The 25880-nt window shown below is 70.3% G+C and carries 24 protein-coding genes; 8 read left to right on the top strand and 16 right to left on the bottom strand.

Annotated features, from left to right (window positions below; translation table 11 throughout):
* Both ACIBK4_RS34085 and ACIBK4_RS34080 read right to left on the bottom strand, forming a co-directional pair.
* Complete coding sequence (locus tag ACIBK4_RS34085; protein WP_399001040.1) at nt 1-1683, bottom strand: class I adenylate-forming enzyme family protein; 1683 nt, start codon at nt 1681-1683, stop codon at nt 1-3.
* Nucleotides 1680-2444 (bottom strand): SDR family oxidoreductase, encoded by a 765-nt coding sequence (locus tag ACIBK4_RS34080; RefSeq protein WP_399001038.1) that lies wholly within the window; start codon nt 2442-2444, stop codon nt 1680-1682. The genes ACIBK4_RS34085 and ACIBK4_RS34080 overlap by 4 nt, the downstream gene beginning before the upstream one ends.
* Nucleotides 2445-2600: 156 nt before the next feature.
* Between ACIBK4_RS34080 and ACIBK4_RS34075 the strand changes: the two genes are divergently transcribed.
* Together ACIBK4_RS34075 and ACIBK4_RS34070 are read left to right on the top strand one after the other, a co-directional pair.
* Nucleotides 2601-3821: an exo-beta-N-acetylmuramidase NamZ domain-containing protein gene (locus ACIBK4_RS34075; RefSeq protein ID WP_399001036.1), complete on the top strand. Its 1221-nt coding sequence runs from the start codon at nt 2601-2603 to the stop codon at nt 3819-3821.
* An 81-nt stretch (nt 3822-3902) separates the two neighbouring features.
* Nucleotides 3903-5264 carry a serine-threonine protein kinase gene (locus tag ACIBK4_RS34070; protein ID WP_399001034.1) on the top strand — a complete coding sequence of 454 codons (1362 nt, stop codon included), beginning with the start codon at nt 3903-3905 and terminating at the stop codon, nt 5262-5264.
* On the opposite strand, the gene ACIBK4_RS34065 is transcribed toward ACIBK4_RS34070, so the two are convergent.
* Nucleotides 5253-8051: a penicillin acylase family protein gene (locus ACIBK4_RS34065; RefSeq protein WP_399001032.1), complete on the bottom strand. Its 2799-nt coding sequence runs from the start codon at nt 8049-8051 to the stop codon at nt 5253-5255. The genes ACIBK4_RS34070 and ACIBK4_RS34065 overlap by 12 nt on opposite strands.
* Before the next feature lie 221 nt (nt 8052-8272).
* Here ACIBK4_RS34065 and ACIBK4_RS34060 point away from each other — a divergent pair, with 221 nt between their 5' ends.
* The gene (locus ACIBK4_RS34060; RefSeq protein WP_359608286.1) at nt 8273-8875 is read left to right on the top strand and encodes a hypothetical protein; all 603 of its coding nucleotides are present in this window, start codon (nt 8273-8275) and stop codon (nt 8873-8875) included.
* 208 nt (nt 8876-9083) lie between these two features.
* On the top strand, nt 9084-9800 hold the full coding sequence (locus ACIBK4_RS34055) for a 3-keto-5-aminohexanoate cleavage protein (protein ID WP_399001030.1): 717 nt from the start codon (nt 9084-9086) through the stop codon (nt 9798-9800).
* Nucleotides 9801-9819: 19 nt separating this feature from the next.
* On the opposite strand, the gene ACIBK4_RS34050 is transcribed toward ACIBK4_RS34055, so the two are convergent.
* On the bottom strand, nt 9820-10281 hold the full coding sequence (locus ACIBK4_RS34050) for a GNAT family N-acetyltransferase (protein ID WP_399001483.1): 462 nt from the start codon (nt 10279-10281) through the stop codon (nt 9820-9822).
* Between the two features lie 243 nt (nt 10282-10524).
* On the opposite strand from ACIBK4_RS34050, the gene ACIBK4_RS34045 reads away from it, so the two are divergent.
* Nucleotides 10525-11607: an RNA ligase (ATP) gene (locus tag ACIBK4_RS34045; RefSeq protein WP_399001028.1), complete on the top strand. Its 1083-nt coding sequence runs from the start codon at nt 10525-10527 to the stop codon at nt 11605-11607.
* Nucleotides 11608-11616: 9 nt separating this feature from the next.
* Here ACIBK4_RS34045 and soxR read toward each other — a convergent pair whose 3' ends face one another.
* Nucleotides 11617-12126 carry a redox-sensitive transcriptional activator SoxR gene (gene soxR / locus ACIBK4_RS34040; protein WP_399001026.1) on the bottom strand — a complete coding sequence of 170 codons (510 nt, stop codon included), beginning with the start codon at nt 12124-12126 and terminating at the stop codon, nt 11617-11619.
* A 133-nt stretch (nt 12127-12259) separates the two neighbouring features.
* Here soxR and ACIBK4_RS34035 point away from each other — a divergent pair, with 133 nt between their 5' ends.
* Nucleotides 12260-12721 carry a MaoC family dehydratase gene (locus ACIBK4_RS34035; RefSeq protein ID WP_019059191.1) on the top strand — a complete coding sequence of 154 codons (462 nt, stop codon included), beginning with the start codon at nt 12260-12262 and terminating at the stop codon, nt 12719-12721.
* Nucleotides 12722-12748: 27 nt separating this feature from the next.
* Here ACIBK4_RS34035 and ACIBK4_RS34030 read toward each other — a convergent pair whose 3' ends face one another.
* The 3 genes from ACIBK4_RS34030 to ACIBK4_RS34020 all read right to left on the bottom strand — a co-directional run bounded on the left by ACIBK4_RS34030 (nt 12749) and on the right by ACIBK4_RS34020 (nt 14952).
* A complete protein-coding gene (locus ACIBK4_RS34030) occupies nt 12749-13372 on the bottom strand; it encodes a TetR/AcrR family transcriptional regulator (RefSeq protein ID WP_019059192.1) in 624 nt (207 codons plus the stop codon).
* 73 nt (nt 13373-13445) lie between these two features.
* Nucleotides 13446-13691, bottom strand: a complete 246-nt coding sequence (locus ACIBK4_RS34025; protein WP_399001023.1) for a YiaA/YiaB family inner membrane protein — start codon at nt 13689-13691, stop codon at nt 13446-13448.
* A 73-nt stretch (nt 13692-13764) separates the two neighbouring features.
* Entirely contained in the window at nt 13765-14952 is a 1188-nt protein-coding gene (locus ACIBK4_RS34020; protein ID WP_399001021.1) for an acyl-CoA dehydrogenase family protein, read from the bottom strand.
* Nucleotides 14953-15045: 93 nt separating this feature from the next.
* Here ACIBK4_RS34020 and ACIBK4_RS34015 point away from each other — a divergent pair, with 93 nt between their 5' ends.
* Nucleotides 15046-15684 (top strand): TetR/AcrR family transcriptional regulator, encoded by a 639-nt coding sequence (locus tag ACIBK4_RS34015; protein ID WP_399001019.1) that lies wholly within the window; start codon nt 15046-15048, stop codon nt 15682-15684.
* 130 nt (nt 15685-15814) lie between these two features.
* Here the strand turns inward: ACIBK4_RS34015 and ACIBK4_RS34010 are convergent, their stop codons facing one another.
* Nucleotides 15815-16747, bottom strand: a complete 933-nt coding sequence (locus ACIBK4_RS34010) for an acetamidase/formamidase family protein (RefSeq protein WP_399001017.1) — start codon at nt 16745-16747, stop codon at nt 15815-15817.
* A gap of 231 nt (nt 16748-16978) precedes the next feature.
* Here ACIBK4_RS34010 and ACIBK4_RS34005 point away from each other — a divergent pair, with 231 nt between their 5' ends.
* Nucleotides 16979-18031, top strand: coding sequence for a DMT family transporter (locus ACIBK4_RS34005; protein WP_399001015.1), 1053 nt, complete (start codon nt 16979-16981; stop codon nt 18029-18031).
* A gap of 358 nt (nt 18032-18389) precedes the next feature.
* Here the strand turns inward: ACIBK4_RS34005 and ACIBK4_RS34000 are convergent, their stop codons facing one another.
* The 7 genes from ACIBK4_RS34000 to ACIBK4_RS33970 form a co-directional block, all read right to left on the bottom strand.
* Entirely contained in the window at nt 18390-19472 is a 1083-nt protein-coding gene (locus ACIBK4_RS34000; RefSeq protein ID WP_399001013.1) for a Zn-dependent alcohol dehydrogenase, read from the bottom strand.
* A gap of 28 nt (nt 19473-19500) precedes the next feature.
* The gene (locus ACIBK4_RS33995; RefSeq protein WP_399001011.1) at nt 19501-20889 is read right to left on the bottom strand and encodes an aldehyde dehydrogenase family protein; all 1389 of its coding nucleotides are present in this window, start codon (nt 20887-20889) and stop codon (nt 19501-19503) included.
* A gap of 120 nt (nt 20890-21009) precedes the next feature.
* A complete protein-coding gene (locus ACIBK4_RS33990) occupies nt 21010-21474 on the bottom strand; it encodes a DUF3574 domain-containing protein (RefSeq protein WP_399001009.1) in 465 nt (154 codons plus the stop codon).
* Between the two features lie 20 nt (nt 21475-21494).
* Nucleotides 21495-22829, bottom strand: coding sequence for an ABC transporter ATP-binding protein (locus ACIBK4_RS33985; protein WP_399001007.1), 1335 nt, complete (start codon nt 22827-22829; stop codon nt 21495-21497).
* A 174-nt stretch (nt 22830-23003) separates the two neighbouring features.
* Entirely contained in the window at nt 23004-23681 is a 678-nt protein-coding gene (locus ACIBK4_RS33980) for a class F sortase (protein WP_399001005.1), read from the bottom strand.
* A gap of 201 nt (nt 23682-23882) precedes the next feature.
* The gene (locus ACIBK4_RS33975) at nt 23883-24509 is read right to left on the bottom strand and encodes a hypothetical protein (protein ID WP_399001003.1); all 627 of its coding nucleotides are present in this window, start codon (nt 24507-24509) and stop codon (nt 23883-23885) included.
* A 106-nt stretch (nt 24510-24615) separates the two neighbouring features.
* Complete coding sequence (locus tag ACIBK4_RS33970) at nt 24616-25860, bottom strand: MFS transporter (protein WP_399001000.1); 1245 nt, start codon at nt 25858-25860, stop codon at nt 24616-24618.
* Nucleotides 25861-25880: the final 20 nt, after the last annotated feature.

Genomic DNA, 25880 nt, shown 5'->3' with positions numbered 1-25880 from the left:
TCACTCGCTGTCGTGCGACCGGGAACGCAGTTCCCGCCGGAGGATCTTCCCACTTGCCGTCTTCGGCAGGTCGGGCAGGATCTCCACCTGGCGGGGGTATTTGTAGGCGGCCAGTCTCTCCTTGCAGTACACGGCGAATTCATCGGGGTCGGTTTCGGCGCCCGGACGGAGACTGATGTACGCCTTCACGGTCTCACCCCGATACCCGTCGGGGACGCCGACGACGGCCGCCTCGCGCACCGCCGGATGGGTGTACAGCACGTCCTCGACCTCGCGCGGCCATACCTTGAAGCCGGACGCGTTGATCATGTCCTTCTTGCGGTCGACGACGTACAGCCAGCCCTGCGGGTCCATGAACCCGATGTCCCCGGTGCGCAGTTCGCCGTCCGGGAAGGTCTCGGCGGTGGCCTCGGGGCGCCGCCAGTACCCGGGCACGACCTGCGGCCCGCGCACGACGATCTCGCCCTGCTCCCCGAAGGGGACCTCCTCGCCCAGGTCGTCGACGATCCGTACGAGGGTGTCGGGCCCCGGCACGCCCACGGCCAGCGTCCCGGACGCGGGGTCGACGGGCGCCTCCAGGTCCGGCGGTACGGAGGCGCAGGGCGCGGTGCACTCGGTGAGGCCGTAGCCGTTGCGGATGTACGGCCCGAAGCCGGCCCGGAACTTCTCCACCAGGGCGGGCGGCACCGGGGCGCCGCCGGAGGAGATGTTCCGGAAGGACGCGAAGTGGTCCGGGGTGACGCCCGGGTGCGCGGCGAGCGCCATGAAGGCGGTGGACGGGCCGACCGTGTAGTGCGGCTTGTGCTCGGCGAACGCGTCGAGCACGACCCCGCCCTCGAACCGGTACACCAGCACGAGCGAGCCCCCGCTGACGAGCGAGGCGCCGAGCTGGCACACCATCCCGGTGATGTGGAACAGCGGCGCCATCGCGAAGTACACCGGCGCGTCCGGCAGCCCGAGCCCGGTCCGCTGCCGTTCGGCGTTGTACAGGATGTTGGCGTGGGTGTTGGTGGCGCCCTTGGGGGCACCGCTCGTCCCCGAGGTGTAACTGATCAACGCGATGTCCGCAGGCGCCGGTTCACGCCCGTCGGGCGCCGTGTGCCCCGCCTCGGCCACGGCCACCAGGTCCTCGGCGTCGGCGGCCTGCGGAAGCCGCTCGAAGGTGAGCACGCGCGCGTCGTTGCGCGTTTGGAAATCCAACTCGCACGCGGTGAGCACGATCCGCACGGGAGACCCGCTGTCCTCGACCGCCGCGACCGTCTCGCGCAGATACGACTCCCAGGCCCGGTCGGTACAGATCAGCGCGGCCACCTCACCGTCCCGCAGCACATGGGTGACCTCCCCCGACTTGTACATCGGGTTGACGGGCACGACGATCGCCCCCGCCTTCCAGGCACCGAGCAGCGCGATCACGAAGTGCGGCGAGTTCTGCAACAGGATGGCGACCCGGTCACCCTGCTCCAGCCCCCGCGCGGCCAGGTACCCGGCTACGGAGTCACTCAGCGCGTCGACCTCGCGATAACTGAGCCGCCCGTCGAAGTAGGTGAGAAAAGTCAGGTCAGGGGTCTCCCCCACCACCCGGCGCAAGGCATGCACCAGGGAGTCATCAGGACTGATCGGCCCCCGCTGGGCCTCGTTGAGCAGCCCCACCCAGGGCTTGGCGGCATACAGGGAGTCGGTCACTCTCCGGCCTCCCACTTCTGCTGGATGTGGTTCATGGTGGTCAGCCAGCGATCGGGTTCGGCGGCTCGGGCCTGGTAGTACCCGGCGACCTCGGGGTGCGGCAGGATCAGGAACCGGTCCTCCTCGATCCCCTTCATCAGAGCATCGGCAACGACATCGGGCTCAATGGCAGTCGGCTGAAGCACCAGGTCACCCGCGCTGCCGGTGGCGGCCAGCATGTCGGTACGCACACCCTGCGGACAGATCGCGTGGACCTTGATCCCACGGTGCCGGTACGTCAGCGACAGCCACTCGGCGAAGGCGTACGCACCGTGCTTGGTGACGCTGTAGGGCGCGGCCCCGATCATGGTGAGCAGCCCGGCGGCCGACACGGTCGACACGAACCGCCCGCCGCCCCGCTCCAGCCACCCCGGGATCAACGCCTCGGCGGCCCGCACATGAGCCATGACGTTCACGTCCCAGGCCAGCGCCCACACGGCCTCACCGGCGGCTTCCGACCCGCCGGAGCCGACCCCGGCATTGGCGCAGTAGATGTCGACGGTCCCGCCAAGAGCGTCCCGGGCTTCCCCCACAACGGCGGAGGCATCCCCGGGCACGGCGATGGCCCCGATCTCGTCGGCGACGGCTTTCGCACGGTCGGCATCAAGGTCGTTCACCACGACCCGGGCCCCTTCGGCAGCGAACCGCCGCGCAAGCGCAGCCCCGATGCCACCCCCAGCCCCCGTGACAACTACCCCGGCACCCTGAACGGCTTCCACCATCGGTCTCCTTCGACTGCGGCTCCACTGCCCAGCCAGACTAACCGGTCGGTATGTAACACCGGAAGGGAAAGTTTTTAGGGGCGCGGGGAACGGCGCGACCAGCCACAAACGGCCCGCACCCTACGAACTGCACGCGGCAGCTCATACCGTGCCCACATGCCCCTCACCAGAAGAACCCTCCTGGCAGCAACTCCGGCGGCAACCCTCACCCCAGCCCACTCCAAGCCCCGCACTCTCCGCACCGGCTTCGAACAACTAGCCACAAACGACTACGCCCAGCTCAAGGGCCAACGCGTCGGAATCGTCACCAACCCCACCGGCATCACCGCAGACGCCCACCACATCGTCGACGTCATGCACACCAACCCCCACGTGAACCTCACCGCGGTCTTCGGCCCAGAGCACGGCTTCAGAGGCACCGCCCAAGCCGGCGGCTCCGAGGGCCACTACACCGACCCGGCAACCCAACTCCCGGTCTACGACACGTACTTGAAGAGCGGCCAACCCCTGGCCGACATCTTCAGGACCGCCCCCGTGGACACCATCGTCTTCGACATCCAGGACGTGGGCGCCCGCTTCTACACCTACATCTGGACCCTGTACGACTGCATGGAGGCAGCCCAACTCGCCGGCAAACGCTTCGTCGTCCTGGACCGCCCCAACCCGGTGACTGGAAGATCGGCCCAAGGCCCGGTCCTCCACAGGGAGTTCGCGACCTTCGTCGGCAGACAGCCGATCTCGCAGGCACACGGCATGACAGTCGCGGAGCTGGCCCGGCTGTTCAACGGGGAGTTCCTGACAAAGCCCGTCCCCCTGGAGACCGTACTGATGACGGGCTGGAAGCGCTCGGAGTTCTACGACGCCTGGTCGCTCCCGTGGGTACCGCCGAGCCCCAACATGCCGACCCCGGACACCGCACTCGTCTACTCGGGAACGTGTCTCTTCGAGGGCACGAACCTCTCCGAGGGCCGCGGCACCACCCGCCCCTTCGAACTGCTGGGAGCGGAGGGCATCGACGGCCGCTGGGCCGCCGAGGCGAATCAACTCGCCCTGCCCGGCGTGCACTTCAGGGAGGCCTACTTCGCCCCCACCTTCTCCAAGTTCCAGGGCAAGACCGTCGGCGGAGTCCAGATCCACATCCACGACCGAGCCGCGTACGACCCCGTCCGCACCGGCATCGCGCTGCTGGTGACCGCCAAGAAGGTCTGGAGCGGCTTCAGTTGGCGCTCGGACAACTGGATCGACAAGCTCACCGGGTCCGCCCGGGTGCGGACGGCGATCGACGCGGGCGCCGGCACGGATGACGTGGTGGCGGGCTGGCAGGAGGAGTTGAGGGCGTTCCGACGGGTTCGAACTGAATACCTCCTCTACAAGTGAGTCGCGACGTATGGCCAATCTTCACCGGTAGCGGGACGATGCGCCCACATCGCACCACTTCGGGGAACGAGGAGGCCGGTCATGGCGGATCCGGCGATGAGTGTGAGCCCCTACTGGGAATTGACCTTCGACGCCGACGGGGACGTCGACCAGGGAGAACGCGACCGGCTGCTGCGCGAGGTGCGGCAGCGCGGGATCGGCGACCTGATCGTCTTCTCGCACGGGTGGAACAGCCAACGCGCCGGCGCGACCCGGCTCTACAGCCGCTTCTTCGCCCCGATTCCACGCCTCGCACCGAAGGCGAAGATCGGGTACGTAGGCGTGATCTGGCCATCCATGGAGTTCCCGGACCAGCTGATTCCGGATTTCCCGCAATCACCGGCAGCCGCAGCCGAGTTGACGCGTCCCGCCCTCGACGCCGACACCCGGCACGCCCTCCTCGACACCTTCCCCGGCAAGGCGCCGGTGATCGACCAGATCGCCCGGATGCTGGACCAACAGCCGCCGCAGGACGCCGAGTTGGAGGAGTTCGGGCGGCTGGTGCGGACGCTGGTGGAGGTGGTGCCGCCGGGGCCGCAGGCGTTGTTCGGGGCGGACACGCTGGCGGAGGGGGTCCCGCAGTGCGAGCCGCGGATGTTCGCCGTCGGTTGCACGGCCGAGGTGTGCGAGCAGTTCGCGCAGGCGCTGGCGCATCTCGCGGCGCCCCAGTCCCCGGGCCCCGTAACGGAGTTCGCGCTGCCCAACCCGTGGAAGGGTGCGCGGGAGCTGCTGCGGCAGGCGGCGTACTACGCGATGAAGAGACGTGCGGGCACGGTCGGTGAGCGGGGGCTCGGCCCGGCGATCGGGCGACTCGCGGCGGTGGCGCCGGAGGTGCGGGTGCATCTCGTGGGGCACAGTTTCGGCGGGCGGCTGGTGTCGTTCGCGCTCCGGGGTCTGCCCGAGGGAGTGCACTCGGTCAAGTCGGTGACGCTGCTCCAAGGAGCCTTCTCCCACTACGCGTTCGCGGCCCGGCTGCCGGACGACCCGCGTACCGGCGGTGTCCTTCAAGGCCAGCAGAACCGTGTCGACGGCCCCCTCGTGTGCTGCTACTCGCACTGCGACTCGGCGCTGGGCACGATCTATCCGCTGGCCTCGCGGATGGCGGACGACGACTGCTCGTTCGCGGCCGTCGACATCGTCCGGGTGCTGGGCGACAAGTGGGGCGCGATGGGTCACGACGGGGTGCGGGCGGTGCCGGGCACCCTCGCGCTGAGCCTGGCCGACGCCCTCAACTCCCCGCTGCCCACGTCGGGTTGTGTGAACGTCGACGCCTGCGCGGTGGTATGCCACGGCGCACCGCCGACGGGGGCGCACAGCGACATCGTGCACCCCGAACTCGCCCGGGTGGTGCTCGCGGCGGGCCGGATCACCCGGCCCGCCGCGGCATCGGCGTCACCGGTGTGACGTGTACTCCACCACTTGCTGGAAGGTGGGCCGGTTCTGCCAACTGATGTTGTAGTGCTTGATGCCGCCCAGGGTGCGCTGGACGATCGAGTCGGCGCACCACTGGTCGCCCGCCGAGCACAGGCTGTCACCCGGGTAGACCTGGGCCGCCGTCTGGCCGGCCGCGGTCTTCAGGGTGCTGATCAGGATGTCCCGGCAGGCGCTGAGGCTGCCGCCGCCGCAGTACTCCTGCGCGAGGCCGCCCTGCACGGTCTGCCCCAGCACCGCCCGGATGTCCTTGTCGACGTAACTCCACCAGCCGTACTGGAAGGAGCTGCCGGCGTGGGCGCCGGTCGGGCCGTGGGCGGCCGACGGGGTCTCGTCGATGTACAGGTTGTTGGTGAAGGCCGTGTACAGGTCGCTGCCGAGGCCCGGTTGGAACTCGGCCTGCACGAGGGCCGGCCACCACGCGTCCAGGATGCGGATCGCGTCGGCGTTGGCATAGGTCTTCGAACCGGCCGACGTCTCGGTGCGTTTGGCGCCCGCCGTGACCCACGCGGACAGCTTGCTGACGGCCGCCGCTGCCGTGGTGTCGGTCACCGTCGAACTGTTGATGACCTGGAGGAGTTTCGGCAGCACGTCCTCGGCGCGCAGATCCTCAAGGGAGGCGTCCGACATCGCCTTCACCAGCGCGGTTCTGGTGACACCGCCCGCCGCGACGAGTTTCTTGACGCGGTCGTCGAGCAGGTTGCCGCGATGGACCGAGCCGTCGCCCCAGGAGGCGGTGGTGTAGTCGTCGGCCTGTTTGTTGTTCCAGGAGATGTAGTAGTCCTGGTCGATGGAGTTGGGGTGCTGCGAAGCCGGCGTGTAGTCGGCGGTGTTGGTGGTCGGGTCCCAGTTCTTCCACTCGTAGGCCGACTGCGCCCACACCGGGAACTCGGCGTCGACACCGCTCGCGCGGACCGGGTTGTCACCGCTGTTGTAGTACGCGGTGTGCTGCGAGTCGGCGTAGAACCAGTTGAACGTGAAGTTGATGTGCTGCGCGGCGGTCTGGAAGGTCTGCGGACTCTTCACGTAGTCCGGGTCGTTGAGCATCTGGAAGCCGATGATCGAGTCGGCCTCGTGCATGTAGGACGAGCGCAGGGTCGTGTAGGCGACCTTTTTCCCGCCGACGGTCGCTCTGTATTCGACCGGCCCGTACTTCGTTTTCCAGACCTTCATCGTGTACGACCCCGCCGCCGTGCCGTCGGCCGTGGTGGGCGTCCAGGAGTTGGCCTGCTGGACCTCGTCCATCGCGGTGCAGGTGCCGTGGAAGAGGTAGTGGTAGTCGTCGGTGCAGAGTTCGACGGCGTAGGTGTCGATGATGTCCTGGCCGGACGTGGTCGCGCTCCACGAGTAGTCCTGGCCGCGCCCGAGTTCGACGTACATGCTCAGCCCCGCGAAGGAGGCGCCGCGGGCGCTGATGCCCGGGCCCTGGATCTCCTGGAGCATGAGCAACTGCGGGGCGAAGTAACCGGTTTGGGGTCCGAAGACGGCGATGGGATGGCCGCTCGCGGTGTATTTGCCGCTCACCACAAGGGCGTTGGACATCCCGCGCTTGGCCGAGCTGAGGGCGGTGGTGGCCGCCGCCTTGGCCGCGGCCGTGGCGCTGGAGCCGGCTCCGGTGCCGGTGGCGTCGTAGACCAGTGGCTGCTGGACCACCGACCCGGCGTCGGGCATGGCCGCGCCGACGGCGGTGGTGGGCTTGGTGGCGTAGGGGAAGCTCTCGCCGTTGTGGACGGTGACCACGGCCTCGGGGTCGTTGCGTTCGCGGAACGACTCCCAGACCTTGGTGCCCTCCTCCACCCCGTACTTGGACTGGGCGGCGATCAGCGACAGCGCGTTGTTGACCTCGCCGCCACCGCCGGAGCCGAAGAGCGTGCCGATGACGGAGGCGAGGGCGACCAGGTCGGTGATCTTGAAGTGGTCGATCGTGCCGGCGTTGGTGATCGCGTCCTTGTGCCCGGTGAGGACGTACTCGCCGGGGAAGTAGCGACCGCTGTCCGAGGCGTCGATGTAGGCGTTGATGCCGGCCAGATAGGCGTTGGCGTCGGCGAGTGCCTGCTGGCCGCGGGCGCCGTTGTTGGCGACGGCGTTGTCGATCTGGGACTGCAGATCGGCCTCGGTGTAGGGGGCGTTGCGGTAGAACTCCTGCTCAAGCCCCTGGTTGGAGGCCGCACCGCCCGCGAAGGTGGTGAGCTCGCCGCGTCCGACGTGACGGAACACGTCCATCAGCCACAGCCGGTCCTCGGCGGCCGCGTATCCGGCGCCGTACTCGGTGCCGTAGCGCGTGGTGCCTGTGATGTGCGGCACACCGGTCTTCTTGTCACGGACGATCGTGACGTCGGTGCGGCCGCTCGGGTTCTCGGTCGAGGCGACCTGGTCGGAGGCGACCCCGAACGACGCGTCGTTGAAGAAGTTGTTGATCTTCGCGTCGGTCAGCGTGGAGGCACCGGTGGCCAGGTTGGCATAGGGCCCGAGCTGGTCTTCCGCGTGCGAGGGCTGGGTGCCGAAGGCCTGGTTGAGGAGGATCTGGGCGAGGGTGGCGTTGCCGTTCTCGCCGGCCGGGAGGATGTCCGAGCACTGGCCGCCGCAGTAGTCGTTCGACGCCACCGTGGCCGACGGCGTCGCCGCCGAGGCCGTCCCCTGGGCAAGAGGAGACAAAAGGGCGGCAACGAGGGCGCATACGGATGCGGTCTTCAGGAACCCGGGGAATCTGCCGGGAGTTCTCAGTCTGTCGAGCAAGTTACGCGGGGTGCGCCGTGGCATGGCAGCTCCTACCGACGGGGGTGGTGCCGGACGTTACCGCCGGTATCCCCGAGATTGAAGATGAACATGCGTCAAGTTTTGGATCCGGGCAAGCAGCTTATGGGGGGCATCGGAAATCGGATGGAGCCAAATCGCTTGTCGATACGTCTATTCGGCGACGTCCGTACGACGACGCCGAGGTGACCGAAGTACAGGTGCAGGTGTGACGGAGGTGCAGGGCGATGGCCGGTTTCCGGAGTCTGGCGAGACAGGTGCGAGACCCTCGGTGCGATCTGGCGCTGCGGCGCTACTCGCTGCGCAAATGCCTTGAGCGGTTCGCCCCTTATGGGCACAGGGCGACCTGGGACCACTTGAGCTCCCGGGCCGGGTTCGGACCCGAGGACCGCTCCCCCGACCCGGCGCGGCTCGTGGCCGCACTGGACGAGCTGGAGGAAGCGCGCAAGGTCTGGCTCGCCTACGAGGTCGGGTTCGCCGAACGCCGCAAGAAGGAGAAGCACGACGGGCTCCGCCGCCCGGGCACCGTGGACGACTGGCACCGGCTGACCTGGGGCGGCTTCGGTGTCGCCTGGTGCGACGACCCACGCCTCCACCCCCATGAACCACTGGCCGAGGTGCTGCGACGGCTGATCGCCGCCCTGGAGCGCGAACCGGGTTCCGTGTGCCCGGTGTGCGCCGGGGAGCGCCTCCAGTGGAAGTACGACCTGGCCCACGAACCCTCCTCGGGCCCGGTCTGCACGGACTGCGGCATCGTCGTACCGCGTCCGGTGCTCACGCCCGAGGCCCTGGCCTACGCCAGGCGCGGACGGCTGCTGATGTCGGCCTGAACCGGGGCAATCGAAGAAGGGCGCCAGGGGTGCGCCGGGGATGCCGCACCCCCTTTTTGATCCGGGTCGACCCGGATCGACTCAGGCGAAGGCTCGGACGATTTGCGCTTGCCGGTGCAACGGCGGGGGCTGCCGACGGCGTGCGCGGGTGAGGGTTCCGGACGGCCGACGGACGGTCGTTGTCAGTGGCGGATGGCACCATCGAGGCATGGTGCAGGTCTGTCTCAACGGAGCCCGTGGGGCCACCGACGGCTGGATGGTGCCGGTCTCGCCGGGGGCGTTGGCCGACTCCGCGGTCGAGGCTGTCGCGGCGGGGGCCACGGATGTCCACCTTCATCCCAAGTCCCCTTGCGGACAGGACACGTTGTCGCCGCGCGTCCTCGCGGTGACGCTTGAGGCGATACGGGCGCGGGTGCCCGTGCCGATCGGGGTGACCACGGGCGCCTGGGCCGAACCGGAGCCGGCGGCACGGCTGGAGCAGGTGCGGAGCTGGACGGTGCTGCCCGACCACGCCTCCGTCAACTGGCACGAGCCGGGCGCCGAGGAGGTCGCAACGGCCTTGCTGGACCGGGGCGTTGGCGTGGAGGCGGGCATCTGGTCCGGGACGGACGGGGCGTCCCGGTTCGCCGTCTCACCGCTCCGCACGAAGGTCCTGCGGGTCCTGGCGGAGGTGACGGACCCGGACTCGGAGACGGCCGAAGCGTCCGCGCGTGCCCTCCTCTCCGACCTCGACTCCGACCACGGCCGCCCGGTGCTCCTGCACGGCGAGAACGGCGGCGCCTGGCCGGTGCTCCGGCTCGCGGGACGGCTGGGGCTCGCGACGCGCATCGGCCTGGAGGACACGCTGTTCCTGCCGAACGGGGAACGGGCGCTGTCGAACGCTCAGTTGGTCACGGCGGGGCTGGTCCAGTACGGATGTCCATGAGCGGAGACGCGGGATCACCTCACGACGGCGCCGCGTAGCAGTGGACGGCCACCGTCTGGTGCGGCCTCCACCGCTGCTCGACCGTGGCCAGCAGCTCCCAGCCCAGCCGCTCGTACAGGGCGGCCGCGGCGGTATCGGAGGTCACGACGTCGAGCACCGGATGCAGGCCGTGCCGCCGCGCTTCCCGTACGGCCCGGCCGATCAGCAGTGCGCCGATCCGGTGTCCCCTCGCCTCCGGGGCGACGAACAGCCGGCCGACCACGGCGGCCGCACCCGGCGGCACCCCCTGCCGCTCACTCCACAGCACCGGTGCCAGATCGCCTTCGCCGGCAGGCGACAGACTGACGTGCCCGACGAGGCGGCCGTCGAGCTCGGCGACCCAGGACCCCAGCGAGGGCCCGTGCGACAGCCACTCACCGGGCCGGTCGGGCCAGTTCACCGGATAGCCGTCGCGAGCGTGGACCTCCGCGAGGATCCGCACGCAGTCCTCGACATCGTCATCGGTCCTCTCCCGGACGCCGGGGTCCGGCCTCCCACCTGGTACTTCGGGGCGCTCGATGGTCACCCCGGAATGGAAACACAGGCCGCACCGTCCCAACCAACCACTTTCGACACGGCCCATAGCAGCCGGTAATCCGGTCGCTCCACTCCTTTCGGATCAGGACAGTTGAGGGCGATGAAACACACCTGAGAACGACCCACGGAACCGGAACGAGGAGTCCCGATGTCGACGCTGCGCGTCACCGCCGAAGTGCTGACCGTCCATGAACACCCGAACGCCGACGCCCTCGAACTGGCCCAGGTCGGCCTGTACCGAGCCGTTGTCGCCAAGGGCGCGTTCCGCACCGGTGAGACCGCCGTCTACATCCCGGAGCAGGCCGTGCTCCCGGCCGAGCTGATCGAGGAGTTGGGGCTCACCGGACGCCTCGCGGGGAGCAACGCCGACCGGGTCAGGGCGGTGCGGCTGCGCGGTGAGCTGTCGCAGGGCATCGTGTGCCGGCCGAAGGCCCTCGCCGACGTCGATCTGGCCCAAGCCGCCCTGGACGGCACGGACTTCGCGGAGCGGCTCGGCATCGTCAAGTGGGTACCGCCGATCCCGCCCACGATGAACGGTGACGTCGAGTCCGCGCCCGATCTGCTGCCCTGGGTGGACATCGAGAACATCCAGCGGTTTCCGGGGATATTCGAACCGGGCGAGGCTGTGGTCCTGACCGAGAAACTCCACGGCTCCGCCTGCCTGTTGACCTACTTCCCCGAGGAGGAGGGCGGCCGCGTACAGGTCTCCTCGAAGGGTTTCGGCGCCAAGTCCCTTGCCCTGAAAGAGGATCCGCGCAACCTGTACTGGCGAGCCGTCCGCGGTCGCGGCGTCCCCGAGGCCGCAGCCCGGCTCGCCGAACGGCTCGGCGCGCGCCGGGTCGGCATCTTCGGCGAGGTCTACGGCGCGGGCGTGCAGGACCTGACGTACGGCGCCGACGGGCGACGCGCCACGCTCGGGTACGCCGCGTTCGACGTGTCCGCGGAGATCGACGGTGCCGTCCGATGGCTGGACGCGGCCGAACTGGCCCAACTCCTCGACGGGGAGCTGCCGTTGGTGCCAAGGCTGTACGAGGGGCCGTACGACATCGAGCGGGTGCTGGAGGTCGCGAGCGGGCGGGAGACCGTGTCCGGGAGCGGGCTGCATCTGCGCGAGGGGGTGGTGATCCGTCCGGCGGTGGAGCGGTACAGCGCGGTGACCGGTGGACGGGCGATCGCCAAGGCCGTCAGTCCGGCGTATCTGACGCGGAAGGGCGGCACCGAGTACGAGTGAGCGCCGTCCTCAGTCGCGCCCCTCGGGATCCCGGTCCCGAGGGGCGCGGGCCTTTCGGCGGTCCCCCGGTTCCGTCATCAGGCGTGAACCCGCACCCCGTTCGCCGACCACGTCGTCCGGGTTGGACAGGACGCAGTTCGCCAGGGACAGGCAGCCGCAGCCGATGCAGTCGGTGAGGTGGTCGCGGAGGCGGTTGAGCTGCTTGATGCGGTCGTCGAGTTCGGAGCGCCAGGCCTCGGAGAGGCGGGCCCAGTCCTCGCGGGTCGGGGTGCGCTCCTCGGGGAGTTCGGCGAGCGCCTCGCGGATGGTGGCCAGCGGGATGCCGACGCGCTGGGCGGCCCGCACGAAGGCGACCCGGCGCAGGGTGTCGCGGGTGTACCTGCGCTGGTTGCCCGTGGTGCGGCTGCTGCTGATCAGGCCCTTGGCCTCGTAGAAGTGCAGGGCGGAGACGGCGGCTCCGCTGCGTGCGGCGAGTTGGCCGACCGACAGCTCGTGGATCTTCTCGGGGATCTGAGGCACCCGTCAGAGCCTACCCATCGCATCACACCCGTGGTCCGTTGACAGGGGCCCCGCATCCGACCATGCTAAGCAGTTGCTTAGGCATGTGATGACGTGATGGCGTGCTGGATGACGTGAGAGGCCGGGACAGGACATGGCAGAGCCGAGGATCTTCACCTCCGTCGACGACCTGCGGGCGGCGGTCGGCGAGCAGTTGGGGCACACCGACTGGCTGGAGATCGACCAGAAGCGGATCGACCTGTTCGCGGACGCGACGGGCGACCACCAGTGGATCCACATCGACCCGGAGAAGGCGGCGGCCGGCCCCTTCAAGACGACCATCGCGCACGGCTACCTCACCCTGTCGCTCCTCCCGCTCTTCGGACCGCAGCTGATCAAGGTCGAGGGCGTGAAGATGGGCGTCAACTACGGGACGAACAAGGTGCGTTTCCCCGCCCCGGTCCCGGTCGACTCCCGGCTCCGCGCCACCGCGAAGATCACCGGCGTCGACGACGTGCCAGGCGGCGTCCAGGTGACCGTCGCGTTCACCGTGGAGCGCGAGGGCGGCGACAAGCCGGTGTGCGTGGCCGAGTCGGTGTCGCGCTACTACCTCTGAGCGACACCGACTCCCCCGCCACGGCGGCTACTTGGACCCCACCATCCGCAGCACGAGGTCGGCGTAGAGCGCGCCGACCTCGTCGGGCGTCCGGGGGCCGTCGAGGCTGAACCAGCGGGCCACGTCGATGCACAGGGACAGGATCGCGAGGGTGGTGCCCTTCACGTCCGGCACGTCGAAGGAGCCGTCGGCGACCCCGTCCTCGACGATCCCGCGCACCTCGGCGTCGACCTGGCGGCGCAGCGCGAGGATCTCGGCGCGGGCGTCCGGGCCGAGCGAGTCGAGTTCGTACTGCACGACCCGCGCGGTGGTGCGCCCGCCCGCGTGCCAGCGCACGAAGGAGCTCACGGCGTCCGCGAGCCGCTCGGCGGCGCTGCCCTCGCGCCCCGCCGCCGTCCGCAGGATCTCCAGGGCCTTCTCGTGGCCGATCCTGCTGATGCGGTGGAGCAGCTCTTCCTTGGTCTTGTAGTGGATGTAGAGCGCGGCCGGGCTCATCCCGGCGCGGCCCGCGATGTCCCGGGTGGTCGTCGCGTGGTAGCCGCGCTCGGCGAAGGCCTCCACGGCGGCGATCAGCAGCCGCCGGGCCGCGTCGGGCGTGACCTCTGCCCAGGCCTGCGGGTCGCCCGCGGTCGTCTCCTCCGCCGTACTCATCGCTCGTGAACCCCTCTCGATGACAAGGGCTCCACCATACCGCCGAACCTGAGCGAGCGCTTAGTCTCCCCGCTCAGAGCTTTTCGAACGGGTTGTACGCGCTGCGCGCCCCGTCCTGCCGGTCCCGGATCACCTTGGCCAGGGTGAAGGAGGAGGTGACCAGATACAGGACGGCGATCGCGAGGAAGGCCCGTACCCAGGCGTCGGCGTGCAGCTTGAAGATGCCGATGGCGGTCGCCGCGATGGCGACGGAGAAGGACGCGACGGCCTGGCCGTAGAAGGCGGCCGTGTTCTGCGGTTTGCCCGATGCTTCGCTCATGGGTCAAGCATCGGCGGCCACGGCCCGCGGGACATCCGCTCGGATACTCAACTCACGTACTCAGAACGGGTCTTCAGAACGCGGAAACACCCGTCAGCGCGCGCCCGATGAGCAGTTTCTGGATCTGGCTGGTGCCTTCGTAGAGAGTCATCACGCGGGCGTCGCGCAGCAGCTTGCCGGCCGGGTACTCGTCGATGTAGCCGTAGCCGCCGAAGACCTGGAGCGCGTTGTTCGCGGCGCGGACGGCGGCCTCCGAGGCGAAGAGCTTGGCCTTGGAGGACTCGGTGGCGAAGGGCAGCCCGCGGTCGACGAGGTCGGCGACCCGCCAGGTCAGCAGGCGGGCCGCGTCCACGTCGACGGCGATGTCGCTGATCAGTTCCTGCACGAGCTGGTGCTGCGCGATGGGCTTGCCGAACTGCTCGCGCTCACCGGCGTAGCGCAGCGCCACGTCGAGCGCGGCCTGGGCGATGCCGACGCAGCCCGCCGCGACCGACATCCGGCCCTTGGCCAGCGCCGACATGGCGACCGAGAAGCCCTTGCCCTCGGGGCCGAGCATCGTCGAGGCGGGGACGCGGACGTCTTCGAGGACGAGTTCCGCGGTGGCCTGGCCGCGCAGGCCGAGCTTGCCGTGGATGGTGCGGCGGGTGAGGCCGGGGGTGTCGGTCGGGACGAGGAAGGCGGAGACGCCCTTGTGTCCCGGGGCGTCGGTCGAGCGCGCGAACAACAGCACCACATCGGCCCAAGTCCCGTTCGTGATGAACATCTTGGTGCCGTTGATGACGTAGTCTCCCCCACTCTCGGCTCCGCTCGACCGGGAGGTGCCCCCACCGTCCCGGACCGCGCGGGTGGTGAGGTTGCCGGCGTCGGAACCGGTGCCGGGTTCGGTGAGCCCGAAGCAGCCGACGTACTCGCCGGAGGTGAGCCCCGGCAGCCAGCGCCGCTTCTGCTCCTCGTCGCCCCAGGCCGCGATCGACTTGGCGACGAGGCCCAGCGACACGGAGACGATCCCGCGCACGGAGGAGTCCCCGCGGCCGAGTTCCTCGGTGACCAGGCAGTACGCGAGATGGTCGCCGCCCGAGCCGCCGTACTCCTCGTCGACCGTCAGCCCCAGGAAACCGACCCCGCCGAGCTTCTTGACGATCGAGCGGTCGACTTCCTCCGCGCGGTCCCAGGTGATGACGTGCGGGGCGATCTCGCGGTCCACGAAGTCCTTGGCGAGCCGCCGTACGGCCTCCTGCTCCTCGCTGAGCTCCAGGTTCATTGCGTGTCACCCCAAGTGGAAGGCCGAACATCGACTGCTGCACATTTAAATTAGCACTGCTAGTTTGACTCTCGCAGCCCTACTATGTGCGGCATGGCCCGACCGCGCAAGCCCCTGCTCAGTACCGACCGGATCGTCGAGGCGGCGCGGGTGCTGGTGGACACGGAGGGCCTCGCGGCCGTCTCCACGCGCCGGCTCGCTGCCGAGCTGGGGGTGAGTGGGCCCTCGTTGTACAACCACTTCCGCACGAAGGACCAGATTCTGGAGGCGGTCGCCGACTCGGTCAGCGCGCAGGTCGATCTGTCGATGTTCGAGGACGGGCGGGACTGGCGTACGGCGCTGCACGACTGGGCCGTGTCGTACCGGTCCGCGTTGCGCGACCACCCGAACATCGTGCCTGTGCTCGCGACCGGGCCCGGGCGGCGACCGGCCGGGTTGCGGCTTGCGGATGCGGTGTACGGCGCGATGGTCGACGCGGGGTGGCCCGCGGCGCAGGCCACGTCGATCGGGGCGTTGATGCGGTACTTCATCATGGGGTCGGCGCTGGGGTCGTTCGCCGGGGGGTTCGTGGACGACGAGAGTGCGTACGATCCCGCCGACTATCCGCATCTTGGGCAGGCTCATCTTCTTGCCGAGCAGCAGGAGAAGGTGGATGAGCGGGCGTTCGAGGTGGGGTTGGCGGCGTTGCTGGAGGGGTTGGCGCGACAGTTCTCGGAGGTGGCTGGGCGATAGGGCGCGGCTACTGGGGTGGGGACTTCTGTGGTCTGCCGTGTGCCGACGCGTCGTGGCTGGTCGCGCCCACGCGGCGGAGCCGCAAATAGATACAGCCCCGCGCCCCTAAGGGGGCAGCGCCTCCCGCGCTTCAGAAGGGCCGGAGTATCGCCTTCGGCAGGTGGGCCGTGACGATCCAGTTGGGGGCGTCCACTACCTCTGTGATCCGTAGGTCCACGGCGACGCTGCACAGGACGTAGGCGTCGATCGGGGCGAGGCCGTAGCGGGTGCCCAGGTGGTCGATCATGGCCCGGGTTGCGTCCTGGGCCGCTCGCATGAGGTCGGGGGCCACGCCCATCGTGGCGTAGTGGCCGGCCCGGGCGGGGTCCGGGTGGAGGGGGCCCGGCGTCTCGAATTGGGGGGCCGGGATGCGGCGGTCCTTGTGGAGGCGGATGCGGGCCGCGCCCGACAAGGACGCCTCGATCGCGCTCACGCACAACTCGCCGTCGCCCTGGGCCGCGTGGGGGTCGCCGAGGCTGAGGCGGGCGCCGGAGACCTGGACCGGGAGGTAGAGCTTGGTGCCGACCACCAGGTCCTTGCAGTCGACGTTGCCGCCGAAGTGGCCCGGGGGCAGGACGCTTTGGGGTTCGGTGACGTCCGGGCAGACCCCAACCACCCCGCAGAACGGGCGGATCGGAATGTCGGCCACGTCCAGGAAGTTGGCCGTGTCTCCGCCGGTCAGGTCCCACAGGTGGAGGTGCGCATCGGGGAAGTCCTCAGTGAGCAGGCCGAGTTGGGGCAGGACCGCCGTCCAACCCCAGTCCACCGACCGCAGTTCGAGGAACTCCACCTCCAGAACGTCACCCGGTTCCGCGTCCTTGACCAGGATGGGGCCGGCCAGGGGATAGACCCGGTCCCAGTCGAAACCGGCCACCGCATCGACCGTCGACGTCGGGTCGAACTGTCCGTCCGTGGCCTCGGTGAGGTCGAACTCCACGGTGTCGCCGTCCTCGACCTCCAGCACGGGCTCGTGCGCGGTCGACCACAGGCGATGCACTTGCTTCGGTACGGAGTGGTGGCTCATCGGACCCGTCCTCACCTGTCGGTACGTATCGATAGGTATCGGTATGTATCAGTACGTGTCGCCATGCGTCGGCGCATGTCTGCGCGTCTTGTGGACTCTGCCCCTCGGTCAGGTTCGCCGTCAAGCCTCATAGGCAAGATAAATCACCTCCCAGGCACCACGCGCCGTCCCCGACGATCGCGTCCGAATTCCGCCAGCGGTACGACCCTGTCGCCGCCTAACCTCGTACGCATGACGAAATCCCTCCTCCGTCCCGAACGGGCAGCCGCCGCAGCCGCTGTCGTCACCGTCGTGCTGTGGGCCTCCGCGTTCGTGTCCATCCGGAGTGCGGGGTCCGCCTACTCGCCGGGCGCGCTGGCGCTGGGGCGGCTGACGAGCGGGGCGCTGACGCTGGGCGTGATCTCTCTCGTACGGCGGGGAGGGGTGCCGCCGCGGTCCGCGTGGCGGGGGATCGCCATATCGGGCGTGCTGTGGTTCGGGTTCTACATGGTCGTCCTGAACTGGGGCGAGCAGCAGGTCGACGCCGGTACCGCCGCCCTCGTCGTCAACATTGGACCGATCCTCATCGCCCTGCTCGGCTCGCGGCTCCTCGGTGACGCGATGCCGCCGCGGTTGCTCGCGGGGATGGCGGTGTCGTTCGCCGGTGCGGTGACCGTGGGGCTGTCGATGTCGGGCGACGGCGGTTCGTCCGTGCTCGGTGTGGTGCTGTGTCTGCTCGCCGCGGTCGCGTACGCCGGTGGGGTTGTCGCCCAGAAGCCGGCCCTCGCCCGGGCCAGCGCGCTCCAGGTGACTACGTTCGGGTGTCTCGTCGGCGCGGTGATGTGTCTGCCGTTCGCCGGGCAGCTCGTCCATCAGGCGGCCGACGCGCCCGTCTCCGCCACGCTCAACATGGTCTACCTGGGCGTCTTCCCGACCGCCCTCGCCTTCACGACCTGGGCGTACGCCCTCGCCAGGACGACCGCCAGCAAGATGGGCGCGACGACGTACGCGGTGCCCGCCCTGGTCGTCCTGATGTCGTGGCTGGTACTGGGCGAGGTGCCGGGGTTGCTCACGCTGGGGGGTGGGGTGCTGTGTCTGGCGGGTGTGGCTGTGTCGCGGTCCCGGGCGCGGACGGCAGTACAGGGGGCGGGGCCGGGTACGGGGGCGGGGGCAGGGACGGGTGTGGCTGCGGGTGCCGATGCGGATGCCGGTGCGGGGACAGCTGCGGGCGTGGATACCAGTGCGGAGGCGACTCCAGTGGTCAGGGCCGAGCCGCCGACCGAGGACGCGCCTGTCGGTAAGTGACCGGCCCCCGGGGAAGCGCCCGTCAGTACAGACCGGCACCCGGGGAAGCGCCTGCCAGAAAGCGACCGGAGCCTGCGGAAGCACCTGTCAGAGAGTCACCGCTCCCCCGGGAAACACCCGCCAGCCGGTGCCCGTCGGCTGAGAAAACCCCGTCAGCGAGTGACCGGCGCCCCGGCAGGCGCCTGCCGGGAAATGACAGACGCCCGCACAAGCACCCGCCACAAGTTGCCGTCCCCTGGGGAGCCGCCCGCCAGAAAGCGACCAGCGCCCTCGGTAGCGCCCACCAGCGAATCACCCCGCCCGAGGAACCGCCCACCAGCGGGCGCCCGCCGCCCCAGCCCCCTCACCGAACACCTGGTCAGAAGATGACCAACGCCCGCCCACCCTTCCCAACCACCATGTTCTCGAACGCCCCCGGAATCCCGTCCAACCCGATCCGTTCCGTCACCAGCGCCCCCAAGTCCAGCCGTCCGGCCCGGACATGCTCGGCGAGCACCGGTACGTCCTTCGCCGGGTCGGAGTTGCCGTAGACGCAGCCGCTCAACGTCCGGCCCCAGTGGAAGAGTTCGAGGGCGTTGAAGGTGACCTGCTGGTCCTTGCCGCCGATGCCGACGACTGTCGTACGGCCGCCTCGGCGGGTGGACTCCCAAGCGGTGCGGATGGTGACCGCGCGGCCCACGCACTCCACGGCGACGTCGACGCCCTGTTTTCCGGTGAGGGCGCGGATCTCGCGGGCCGTGTTCTCGGAGGCGACCACGTAGTCCGTCGCCCCGGCCGCGCGGGCCAACTCCTCCTTCTCCGGGGAGACATCGACCGCGACGATCGTCGTGGCGCCCGCGATCCGGGCCGACTGGAGGGTGGCCAGGCCCACCCCGCCGACGCCGAACACCGCGACCGTCTCGCCCTCGCGGACCTGTGCCGAGTGGTGGATCGCGCCGTAGCCGGTGAGGACGGCGCAGCCGAGCAGTGCCGCGTCCGTCAGCGGGATGCCGTCCGGTAGGGGCAGGACACAGGACGCCGCTACGACCGTCTCCTCCGCGAACGCCGCCACGTTCAGACCGGGGTGGAGGTCGCTGCCGTCGGAGGTGCGGTGGGCGTAGACGTCCGCCGCGCCGTTGAGCGCGTTGGCGCAGAGCCAGACCTCGCCCAGGGTGCAGGCGTGGCAAGTGCCGCAGGACGGGGCCCAGTTGAGGATGACCGGGGCGCCGGGTGAGACATGGGTGACGCCCTCCCCCACGGCTACGACCGTGCCCGCGCCCTCGTGACCGAGGACCGCCGGGACCGGCACACGCATCGTGCCGTTGGTCAGGGACAGGTCGGAGTGGCAGACCCCGGCGGCGGCGAGGCGGATGCGGACCTGGCCGGGGCCGGGGTCCGGGAGGTCGATCTCGGCGATCTCCAACGGAGCGCCCACGGCGGGCAGTACGGCGGCGCGGACCATGTGAGGCCTCCTGACAGGGCTGACAGGGCTAGAACTGAAGGGACTTGGTCTGGAGGTACTCGGACAGCCCGTGCGCGCCGAGCTCCCGGCCGACACCCGACTGCTTGTAACCCCCGAACGGAGCCCGGGGGTTGAACCGCCCGCCGTTGATGTCCACCTGCCCGGTCTCCAACCTCCGCGCGAACTCCACCGCTTCGGCCTCCTCACCGGCCCACACCGCACCCGCGAGGCCGTACACCGTGCCGTTGGCGATACGCACGGCGTCGTCCTCGTCGTCGTAGCGGAGGATCGTCAGGACCGGGCCGAAGATCTCCTCCTGGGCGATCGTCATGTCGGGGGTCACGTCGGCGAAGACGGTCGGGCTGATGAAGTAGCCCTGCGGGGAAGGGGATTCGGGGCCGCCCGCCACCAGCCTCGCGCCCTCGGCGACGCCCTGCTCGATGTAACTCCGCACCCTCGCCCGCTGTTTGGCGTTCACGACCGGGCCGATGCGCGGGCCGTACTTGGCGGCGGCCGTCGCCGCCAGTTCCACCGCCTCGTCGTACTGGTCGCGATGGACCAGCATCCGGGTCCAAGCGCTGCACGTCTGGCCGGAGTTGGACATCACGTTGGCGACACCTACGTTGACGGCCTTGGCGAGGTCGGCGCTCGGGAGGATGACGTTGGCGGACTTGCCGCCCAGTTCGAGGGCGACCTTCTTCACCGCCGCACCCGCCGTCGCGCCGATCTGGCGGCCGACCGCCGTGGAGCCGGTGAAGGAGACGAGGTCGACGCCGGGGTGTTCGGCCAATGCCTGGCCGGCCACCGGACCCAGGCCCGTCACGAGGTTGAAGACGCCCGCCGGGATGCCCGCCTCGTCGACCGCCTCGGCGAACAACTGGGCCGTGAGCGGGGTGTCTTCGGCCGGCTTGAGCACCACCGTGCAGCCTGCCGCGAGGGCGGGGGCGACCTTGGCGACGATCTGGTGGAGGGGGTAGTTCCAGGGGGTGATCGCGCCGACTACGCCGATGGGTTCCTGGTAGACCGTCGAGTTGCCGACCTTCTCCTCGAAGGCGTGGGTCGCGGCGAGTTCGGCGTAGGAACCCGCCACCGCGATCGGCACGCTCGCGTGGACGGCCTGCGAGAAGGCGAGCGGTGAGCCCAGTTCGGCGGTGACCGTCTCCGCGATCTCGTCCTTGCGGCTCACCAGGACGTCCCTCAACTCCCCCAGGCGCGCGGCGCGTTCGGCCGGCGGGGTCGCGGCCCAGCCCGGGAGGGCGGCACGGGCGGCGCGTACGGCGGTGTCGATGTCCGCGGCGGTACCGGCCGGGACGCGGTCGATCACCTGCTCGTCGACCGGGTTCACCACGTCGATGGTGTCCCCGCTCGCGGCGGGGCGCCAGGCGCCGTCGATGTACATGCCGTCGTGTGCCTTCATCGTGCTGCCTCCCGGGCGTGACGTCGTCGTCCGCCTCACAAACTAGCGGTGTTAGTTTTCCGGCGCCAGAGACCCGGGGTCACAGACACCCGCCACCTCAGGTCCCAACACCGGATCACCTCAGAAATCAACCCGCGTCCGGTCGTCCACCCGGGCCACCGCCTCCTGCGCGAAGGCCTTCTCGTACGCCCGCCGGACCTCCTCGATCTTCCGGTCGCTCGCGGCCGCCGCCTTCACCGGATAGAGCAGGATCAGCTCGTACGACCGCTCCTTCTCGATCTTCCCGTTCGCGTCCCGCCACTGCCCGCGCCCGTTCTGCACGGTCAGCCCGTCCGGGAAGTCGGGCGTGACCTCCTTGGCGACGAAGGCCATGAACTGCCGGTCGGTGACGGCCGGTCCACCGTCCGGCCGCTCGGTGCCGAAGAAGAGCTGCGTCTCGACGTACGGCGTTCCGCGTGTCGACGCGGGGGCGATCGCGGGCGCGGTTTCGGTGTCGAGGCTCGCGTAGGCGGTGGGGGCCGCGGCTGCCAGGAGGAGGCCGGCGATCGCGAGGGCTGCCCGGTTTCGGGTGAAGTGCAGGGTCATGCACCTATCCGTACCGGGCGTCACTCCTCCAGGTCGGGCAGCCGCGCCGGAGCCGGGGAGATCCGTTCGCCGTGCTGGTCGAAGACGAACAGGTGGGCGATGTCGACGAGGAGCGGGACCTGCATGCCGTGCCGGAGTTCGATGTCGGGGGTGGTGCGGACGACGAGGTCGCCGGGGAGGCGGCCCTCGGGCGGCATGGGGTCGGATTCCGGGGCCGTCGAGGGGTCCAGGACCACCACCGGTCCGGCGCGCAGTGCGCCCGCGCGTCCCCGCAGCCGGTCCAGGACACCGCCCTCGCGTCGGCGGCGACGGACCGGGCGGGCGGGGCGCGGCGCCTCCAACTCCGGTACGACGGCGGGCCGGGAGCCGGTGTTGAAGTGGACGAGGACCTCGTGGCCCTGGAACTCCACGTGCTCGACCAGGCCGCTGATCGCCACCTCACCGGGGCGGGCGGCGGCGGGCTTGGCTATACGGATCGCCTCGGAGCGCAGGCCGACGATGACCTCGCGGCCCTGCTGCACGCGGAGCAACTGGTGGTCCAGGCACAGGGGTTCGGGCAGCCGGAGGTACTGCTTGCCGAGGCTGATGGTCATCGCGCCGTCCAACGGGGCCCGGACCAGGCCGCGTAGAAGGTTGATGCGCGGGGTGCCGATGAAGGCGGCGACGAAGATGTTGCGGGGCAGGGCGTACACCGAGCGCGGGGTGCCGACCTGCTGGAGGACCCCGCCGCGCAAGACGGCGACCCGGTCGCCGAGGGACATGGCCTCGGCCTGGTCGTGGGTGACGTAGACCGTGGTGACGCCCAACTTGCGGGTGAGGGAGGAGATTTCGGCGCGGAGGTGGTTGCGGAGTTTGGCGTCGAGGTTGGAGAGGGGCTCGTCCATCAGGAACGCGGAGGGGTGGCGGGCGATGGCCCGGCCCATGGCGACGCGCTGGCGTTCGCCGCCGGAGAGCTGGCTGGGGAAGCGCTCCAGGAGGTCCTCGATGCCGAGCATGCGGGCGGTGGCGTCGACGCGGGCGCGCGGGTCCTCACCGGGGGTCTCGATGCGCAGCGGGAAGCCGATGTTGTCGCGGCTGGTCATGCTCGGGTAGAGGGCGAAGTTCTGGAACACCATCGCCATGTCCCGTTCGGACGGGGCGAGTTCGTTGGCGTACTCGCCGTCGAGTCTTAACTCGCCCTCGTCGATCTGCTCCAGGCCCGCGATCATCCTCAGCACGGTCGACTTGCCGCACCCGGACGGCCCGAGCAGGACGAGGAACTCCCCCGGCGCGATGTCCAGGGACAGCCGGTCCACCACGCGGACGCCTCGCGCGTAGGCCTTGCTCACGTCGTGCAGGGAGATGGCGCGTGTCATGACGAGTGCCCCCGGGGGCTCACTTGGGCGACGGTGCTCCGCGATCCGGACACCTCGCACGGGTCGTACGAGGCTTGTGAGTCACGGAAGCTAACGGAATGTGCGCACCCGGGGGAAGAGACCGGACGGGATCGGGCTTGTCGGTCCGGGTGGTGAGAAAACGGACGGTCATCTTCAGCCAGTCCGGGCGCGCTCACGGGTCGCGACGAGATGGGCGAAGACGACGGTGTTGCCCGTGTAGCCGGTCCTGCGGTCGTAACCGCCGCCGCAGGTGATCAGGCGCAACTCCGGGCGCCCGCGGGCGCCGTAGACCTCCCGGTCGGGGAAGTGCGCCTTCTCGTACGTCCGTACCGCGTCGACCGTGTAGACGGCGGTCCGTCCGTCGGCGCGCCGGACCTCGATCAGATGGTCCGGCTTGAGTTCGCCGAGGCCGGCGAAGACGGCGGGGCCGGTCATGGTGTCGAGGTGGCCGACGGCGACGGCGGTGCCCTGCTCGCCTGGGGAGGGCCCGTCGGCGTACCAGCCCACCCGCTTCGGGTCGTCGCCCGGCGGTGCGGACATCCGGTGGCCGCGGTCGAGCCGGAGGGGCATGACCGGGGCGTCGACGTCGAGGTAGGGGATGGCGAGGGTGATCGCGCGGGAGTGCGGGAGGGGGTGAGGTGGGGGTGCCGGGCGGGCGGGGCGGGGGGCGGGGTGTGCCGACGGGCTTGCCGTGGGCACCGGTCGGCCGCCGCGCGCGTCCGTGCGGAGGTCCGTGGCCGGCGGCGTCGCCCGGACCGGACGGGAGGTGTCCCCGCCGGCACACCGGGCGCCGCCGACCATCATGACGACGGCCAGCACGAGCGTCCGCACGAGCCGGAAGGCGCGTGTCCGGTGCCAGGGCCGGCCGTACCGCACCACGCCGGGGGCGGTGCGGCCGGGCGCCTCCCGGAAGGTTCGGGCAGGGGGCCGCCGATCGCCTGCGGCCGGTCGCGGCCCGTGGCGCGGGCGCATGGGGTCAGCGCCCCGCGCCCGGGTGGGGCGCGGGGCAGAGCCGGAGTTCATCGCATCCGCTCAGGACGCACCGTGGGGACGGCGACGCAGCCGGAACCAGACCGCCCCGCCGACCGCGGTCAGGCCCACCGCGGCGGCGCCCGCGAGCGGGGACAGGGCCGCGTCCCTGGCCAGCCCGCCGCCACCGGCGGGCGGACCGCCGTTGGGACCGCCCGTGCCTCCGCCCGTGCCGCCCGTGCCTCCGCCGGTCGTGCCGCCGGTGCCGCCGGGCGGCGGGGACGGGCAGTCGACCTGGAAGACCTTGTGCTTGCCGTTGCCGTTCTCGCCGACGAAGTTCCAGGTCAGCTTGTACATGCCGTTCGGCAGGGTCGCGACGGGCATGGTGTGGCCGGTGCCGGTCGTGAGCGTGATGGAGCCGGAACGGGTCGCGCCGCCCGGGATCGACGGCTGGGTCTCGATGGACCAGGTGACCTCTTGGACCGTGTCGAAGTTGAACGCGTCGAGGTAGAAGTCGCAGACCTTCGGCTGGTTGCGCTGGTCGTCGAAGGGCGTGCCCACCTCGTGGATCTTGACGTCTCCGTTGTCACCGGGGGCGGCGACGGCGACGGGCGCACCGAAGGCGACGGTTGCCGCGGCGGCGAGAACCGTCCAGGCGGCGGCTCGACGGGGCAGGAATGAGGTCGGCATGAACAGCCCTCCGAATCAGGCGATTATCGTACGAATCACTCTTCAACCTGATTCCTTTTCACGTTCGGCCCGCCGAACGCGTGCGCAGCGCCGTACGCGCCGTCAGTTATCGCTGGATATCGCCCTTCTGGCTCAAGGAAGGCCCCGCCCGCCGCACCCCGCGGGGTGCCGTACGCCCCTGCGACGACCCGCCCGGTGAGCGCAGCGCGACCCCCGCCGACAGCACCAGCAGCGCACCGAGCATTACGAACGGCGCGGCCACGCCAGCGACTCCGGCGACGAGACCCGCACCGGCGGGCGCGGCGACCTGGCCGAGGCGGTTTCCGGTCAGCCGTAGGGCGAGGGCGGTGGAGCGGGCGTCGTCGGGGGCGGCCTGGACGACCGTCGTCATCGAGAGGGGTTGGCCGACTCCCAGGCAGAAACCCAGGATCGCGAGCATCAGGCCGATGGCCCACACCGGGAGCGGGAGCGCGATGCCCGCGCACAGGACGCCCGCCAGGAGGCAGGTCGCGGTCAACAGCGCTGCCCTGCCGAGGAGTTGGAGCAGCGGGGTCAGCACCAGTCGGCACGCGATGGTGGCCGCCGCGCGGATGCTGAGCAGGACGCCGATCACGGAGGGCGCGATGCCGCGGTGCTCGCCGACCACCGGGAGGTAGGCGGTGAGGATGTCGGTCGCGGAGAGCACGGAGAGGCTGATGAAGATGCCGGCGGGTACGCCCCGGGCGCCCAGGATGCTCCGCATGGGCACGCGATCGCCTTGCTCCGTACGGGACTTGACGGCCGTACGGTCCTCGATGCGCCACAGCGACGTGAACGATACGGCGGCGCCCGCTCCCGCGACGAGGAGGGCGAGCGCGCTGGTGCCGGCCATGTCGGAGCCGCCGATCAGGGCGCCTGCGGCGATGGGGCCGATGAGCTGGCCGAGGGAGGCGCCGATGGTGAAGTGGCCGAAGTTGCGGTCCTGTTCGTGCGGGGCGGACTGGCGGGCGACCAGCGACTGGGCGCCGATCACGAAGCAGAGGTGGCCGAGGCCCATCACGCCGCTCCACATCGCCATCGCCCAGAGGGAGTTGGCGAGTCCGCTGAGCGCACAGCCGCCGGAGATCAGGACCACGCCGACCGGCAGCAGGGGTGCGCAGCGGCCGTGGTCGGTGCGGCGGCCGAGCGGTACGGCGGCGAAGAGGGGGAGCAGTGCGTACACGCCCGCGATGACGCCGATCGCCCGCTCGTCGGCGCCCAGCGCGAGGGCCCGGTAGGAGACGGCGGGGCGGGCCATCGACACCGCCCCCTGCGTGAAGCTGAAGGCGATGACGAGGCGGAGCAGCCAGCCGCGGTTCCTGCCGGGCGCCATGGTGAAGTCCCTTGTCCCGT

It is taken from the genome of Streptomyces sp. NPDC050528, assembly GCF_044457795.1.
GTDB lineage: Bacteria > Actinomycetota > Actinomycetes > Streptomycetales > Streptomycetaceae > Streptomyces.
Note: the sequence above shows the minus strand (reverse complement) of the source record. Positions and strands in the feature narration are given on the sequence as shown.

Excerpts from the sequence above, each read along its gene's own strand:
- ACIBK4_RS34020 (WP_399001021.1), bottom strand. The coding sequence starts at position 14,952 with ATGAACCTGGAGCTCAGCGAGGAGCAGGAGGCCGTACGGCGGCTCGCC.
- ACIBK4_RS34065 (WP_399001032.1), bottom strand. The coding sequence starts at position 8,051 with ATGCCACGGCGCACCCCGCGTAACTTGCTCGACAGACTGAGAACTCCC.
- ACIBK4_RS34045 (WP_399001028.1), top strand. The coding sequence starts at position 10,525 with ATGTCGACGCTGCGCGTCACCGCCGAAGTGCTGACCGTCCATGAACAC.
- ACIBK4_RS34060 (WP_359608286.1), top strand. The coding sequence starts at position 8,273 with ATGGCCGGTTTCCGGAGTCTGGCGAGACAGGTGCGAGACCCTCGGTGC.
- ACIBK4_RS34025 (WP_399001023.1), bottom strand. The coding sequence starts at position 13,691 with ATGAGCGAAGCATCGGGCAAACCGCAGAACACGGCCGCCTTCTACGGC.
- ACIBK4_RS34070 (WP_399001034.1), top strand. The coding sequence starts at position 3,903 with ATGGCGGATCCGGCGATGAGTGTGAGCCCCTACTGGGAATTGACCTTC.
- ACIBK4_RS34030 (WP_019059192.1), bottom strand. The coding sequence starts at position 13,372 with ATGAGTACGGCGGAGGAGACGACCGCGGGCGACCCGCAGGCCTGGGCA.
- ACIBK4_RS33970 (WP_399001000.1), bottom strand. The coding sequence starts at position 25,860 with ATGGCGCCCGGCAGGAACCGCGGCTGGCTGCTCCGCCTCGTCATCGCC.
- ACIBK4_RS34035 (WP_019059191.1), top strand. The coding sequence starts at position 12,260 with ATGGCAGAGCCGAGGATCTTCACCTCCGTCGACGACCTGCGGGCGGCG.
- ACIBK4_RS34005 (WP_399001015.1), top strand. The coding sequence starts at position 16,979 with ATGACGAAATCCCTCCTCCGTCCCGAACGGGCAGCCGCCGCAGCCGCT.
- ACIBK4_RS33975 (WP_399001003.1), bottom strand. The coding sequence starts at position 24,509 with ATGCCGACCTCATTCCTGCCCCGTCGAGCCGCCGCCTGGACGGTTCTC.
- ACIBK4_RS33990 (WP_399001009.1), bottom strand. The coding sequence starts at position 21,474 with ATGACCCTGCACTTCACCCGAAACCGGGCAGCCCTCGCGATCGCCGGC.
- ACIBK4_RS34010 (WP_399001017.1), bottom strand. The coding sequence starts at position 16,747 with ATGAGCCACCACTCCGTACCGAAGCAAGTGCATCGCCTGTGGTCGACC.
- ACIBK4_RS34055 (WP_399001030.1), top strand. The coding sequence starts at position 9,084 with ATGGTGCAGGTCTGTCTCAACGGAGCCCGTGGGGCCACCGACGGCTGG.
- ACIBK4_RS34000 (WP_399001013.1), bottom strand. The coding sequence starts at position 19,472 with ATGGTCCGCGCCGCCGTACTGCCCGCCGTGGGCGCTCCGTTGGAGATC.
- ACIBK4_RS34015 (WP_399001019.1), top strand. The coding sequence starts at position 15,046 with ATGGCCCGACCGCGCAAGCCCCTGCTCAGTACCGACCGGATCGTCGAG.
- ACIBK4_RS34075 (WP_399001036.1), top strand. The coding sequence starts at position 2,601 with ATGCCCCTCACCAGAAGAACCCTCCTGGCAGCAACTCCGGCGGCAACC.
- ACIBK4_RS33995 (WP_399001011.1), bottom strand. The coding sequence starts at position 20,889 with ATGAAGGCACACGACGGCATGTACATCGACGGCGCCTGGCGCCCCGCC.
- ACIBK4_RS33985 (WP_399001007.1), bottom strand. The coding sequence starts at position 22,829 with ATGACACGCGCCATCTCCCTGCACGACGTGAGCAAGGCCTACGCGCGA.
- ACIBK4_RS34080 (WP_399001038.1), bottom strand. The coding sequence starts at position 2,444 with ATGGTGGAAGCCGTTCAGGGTGCCGGGGTAGTTGTCACGGGGGCTGGG.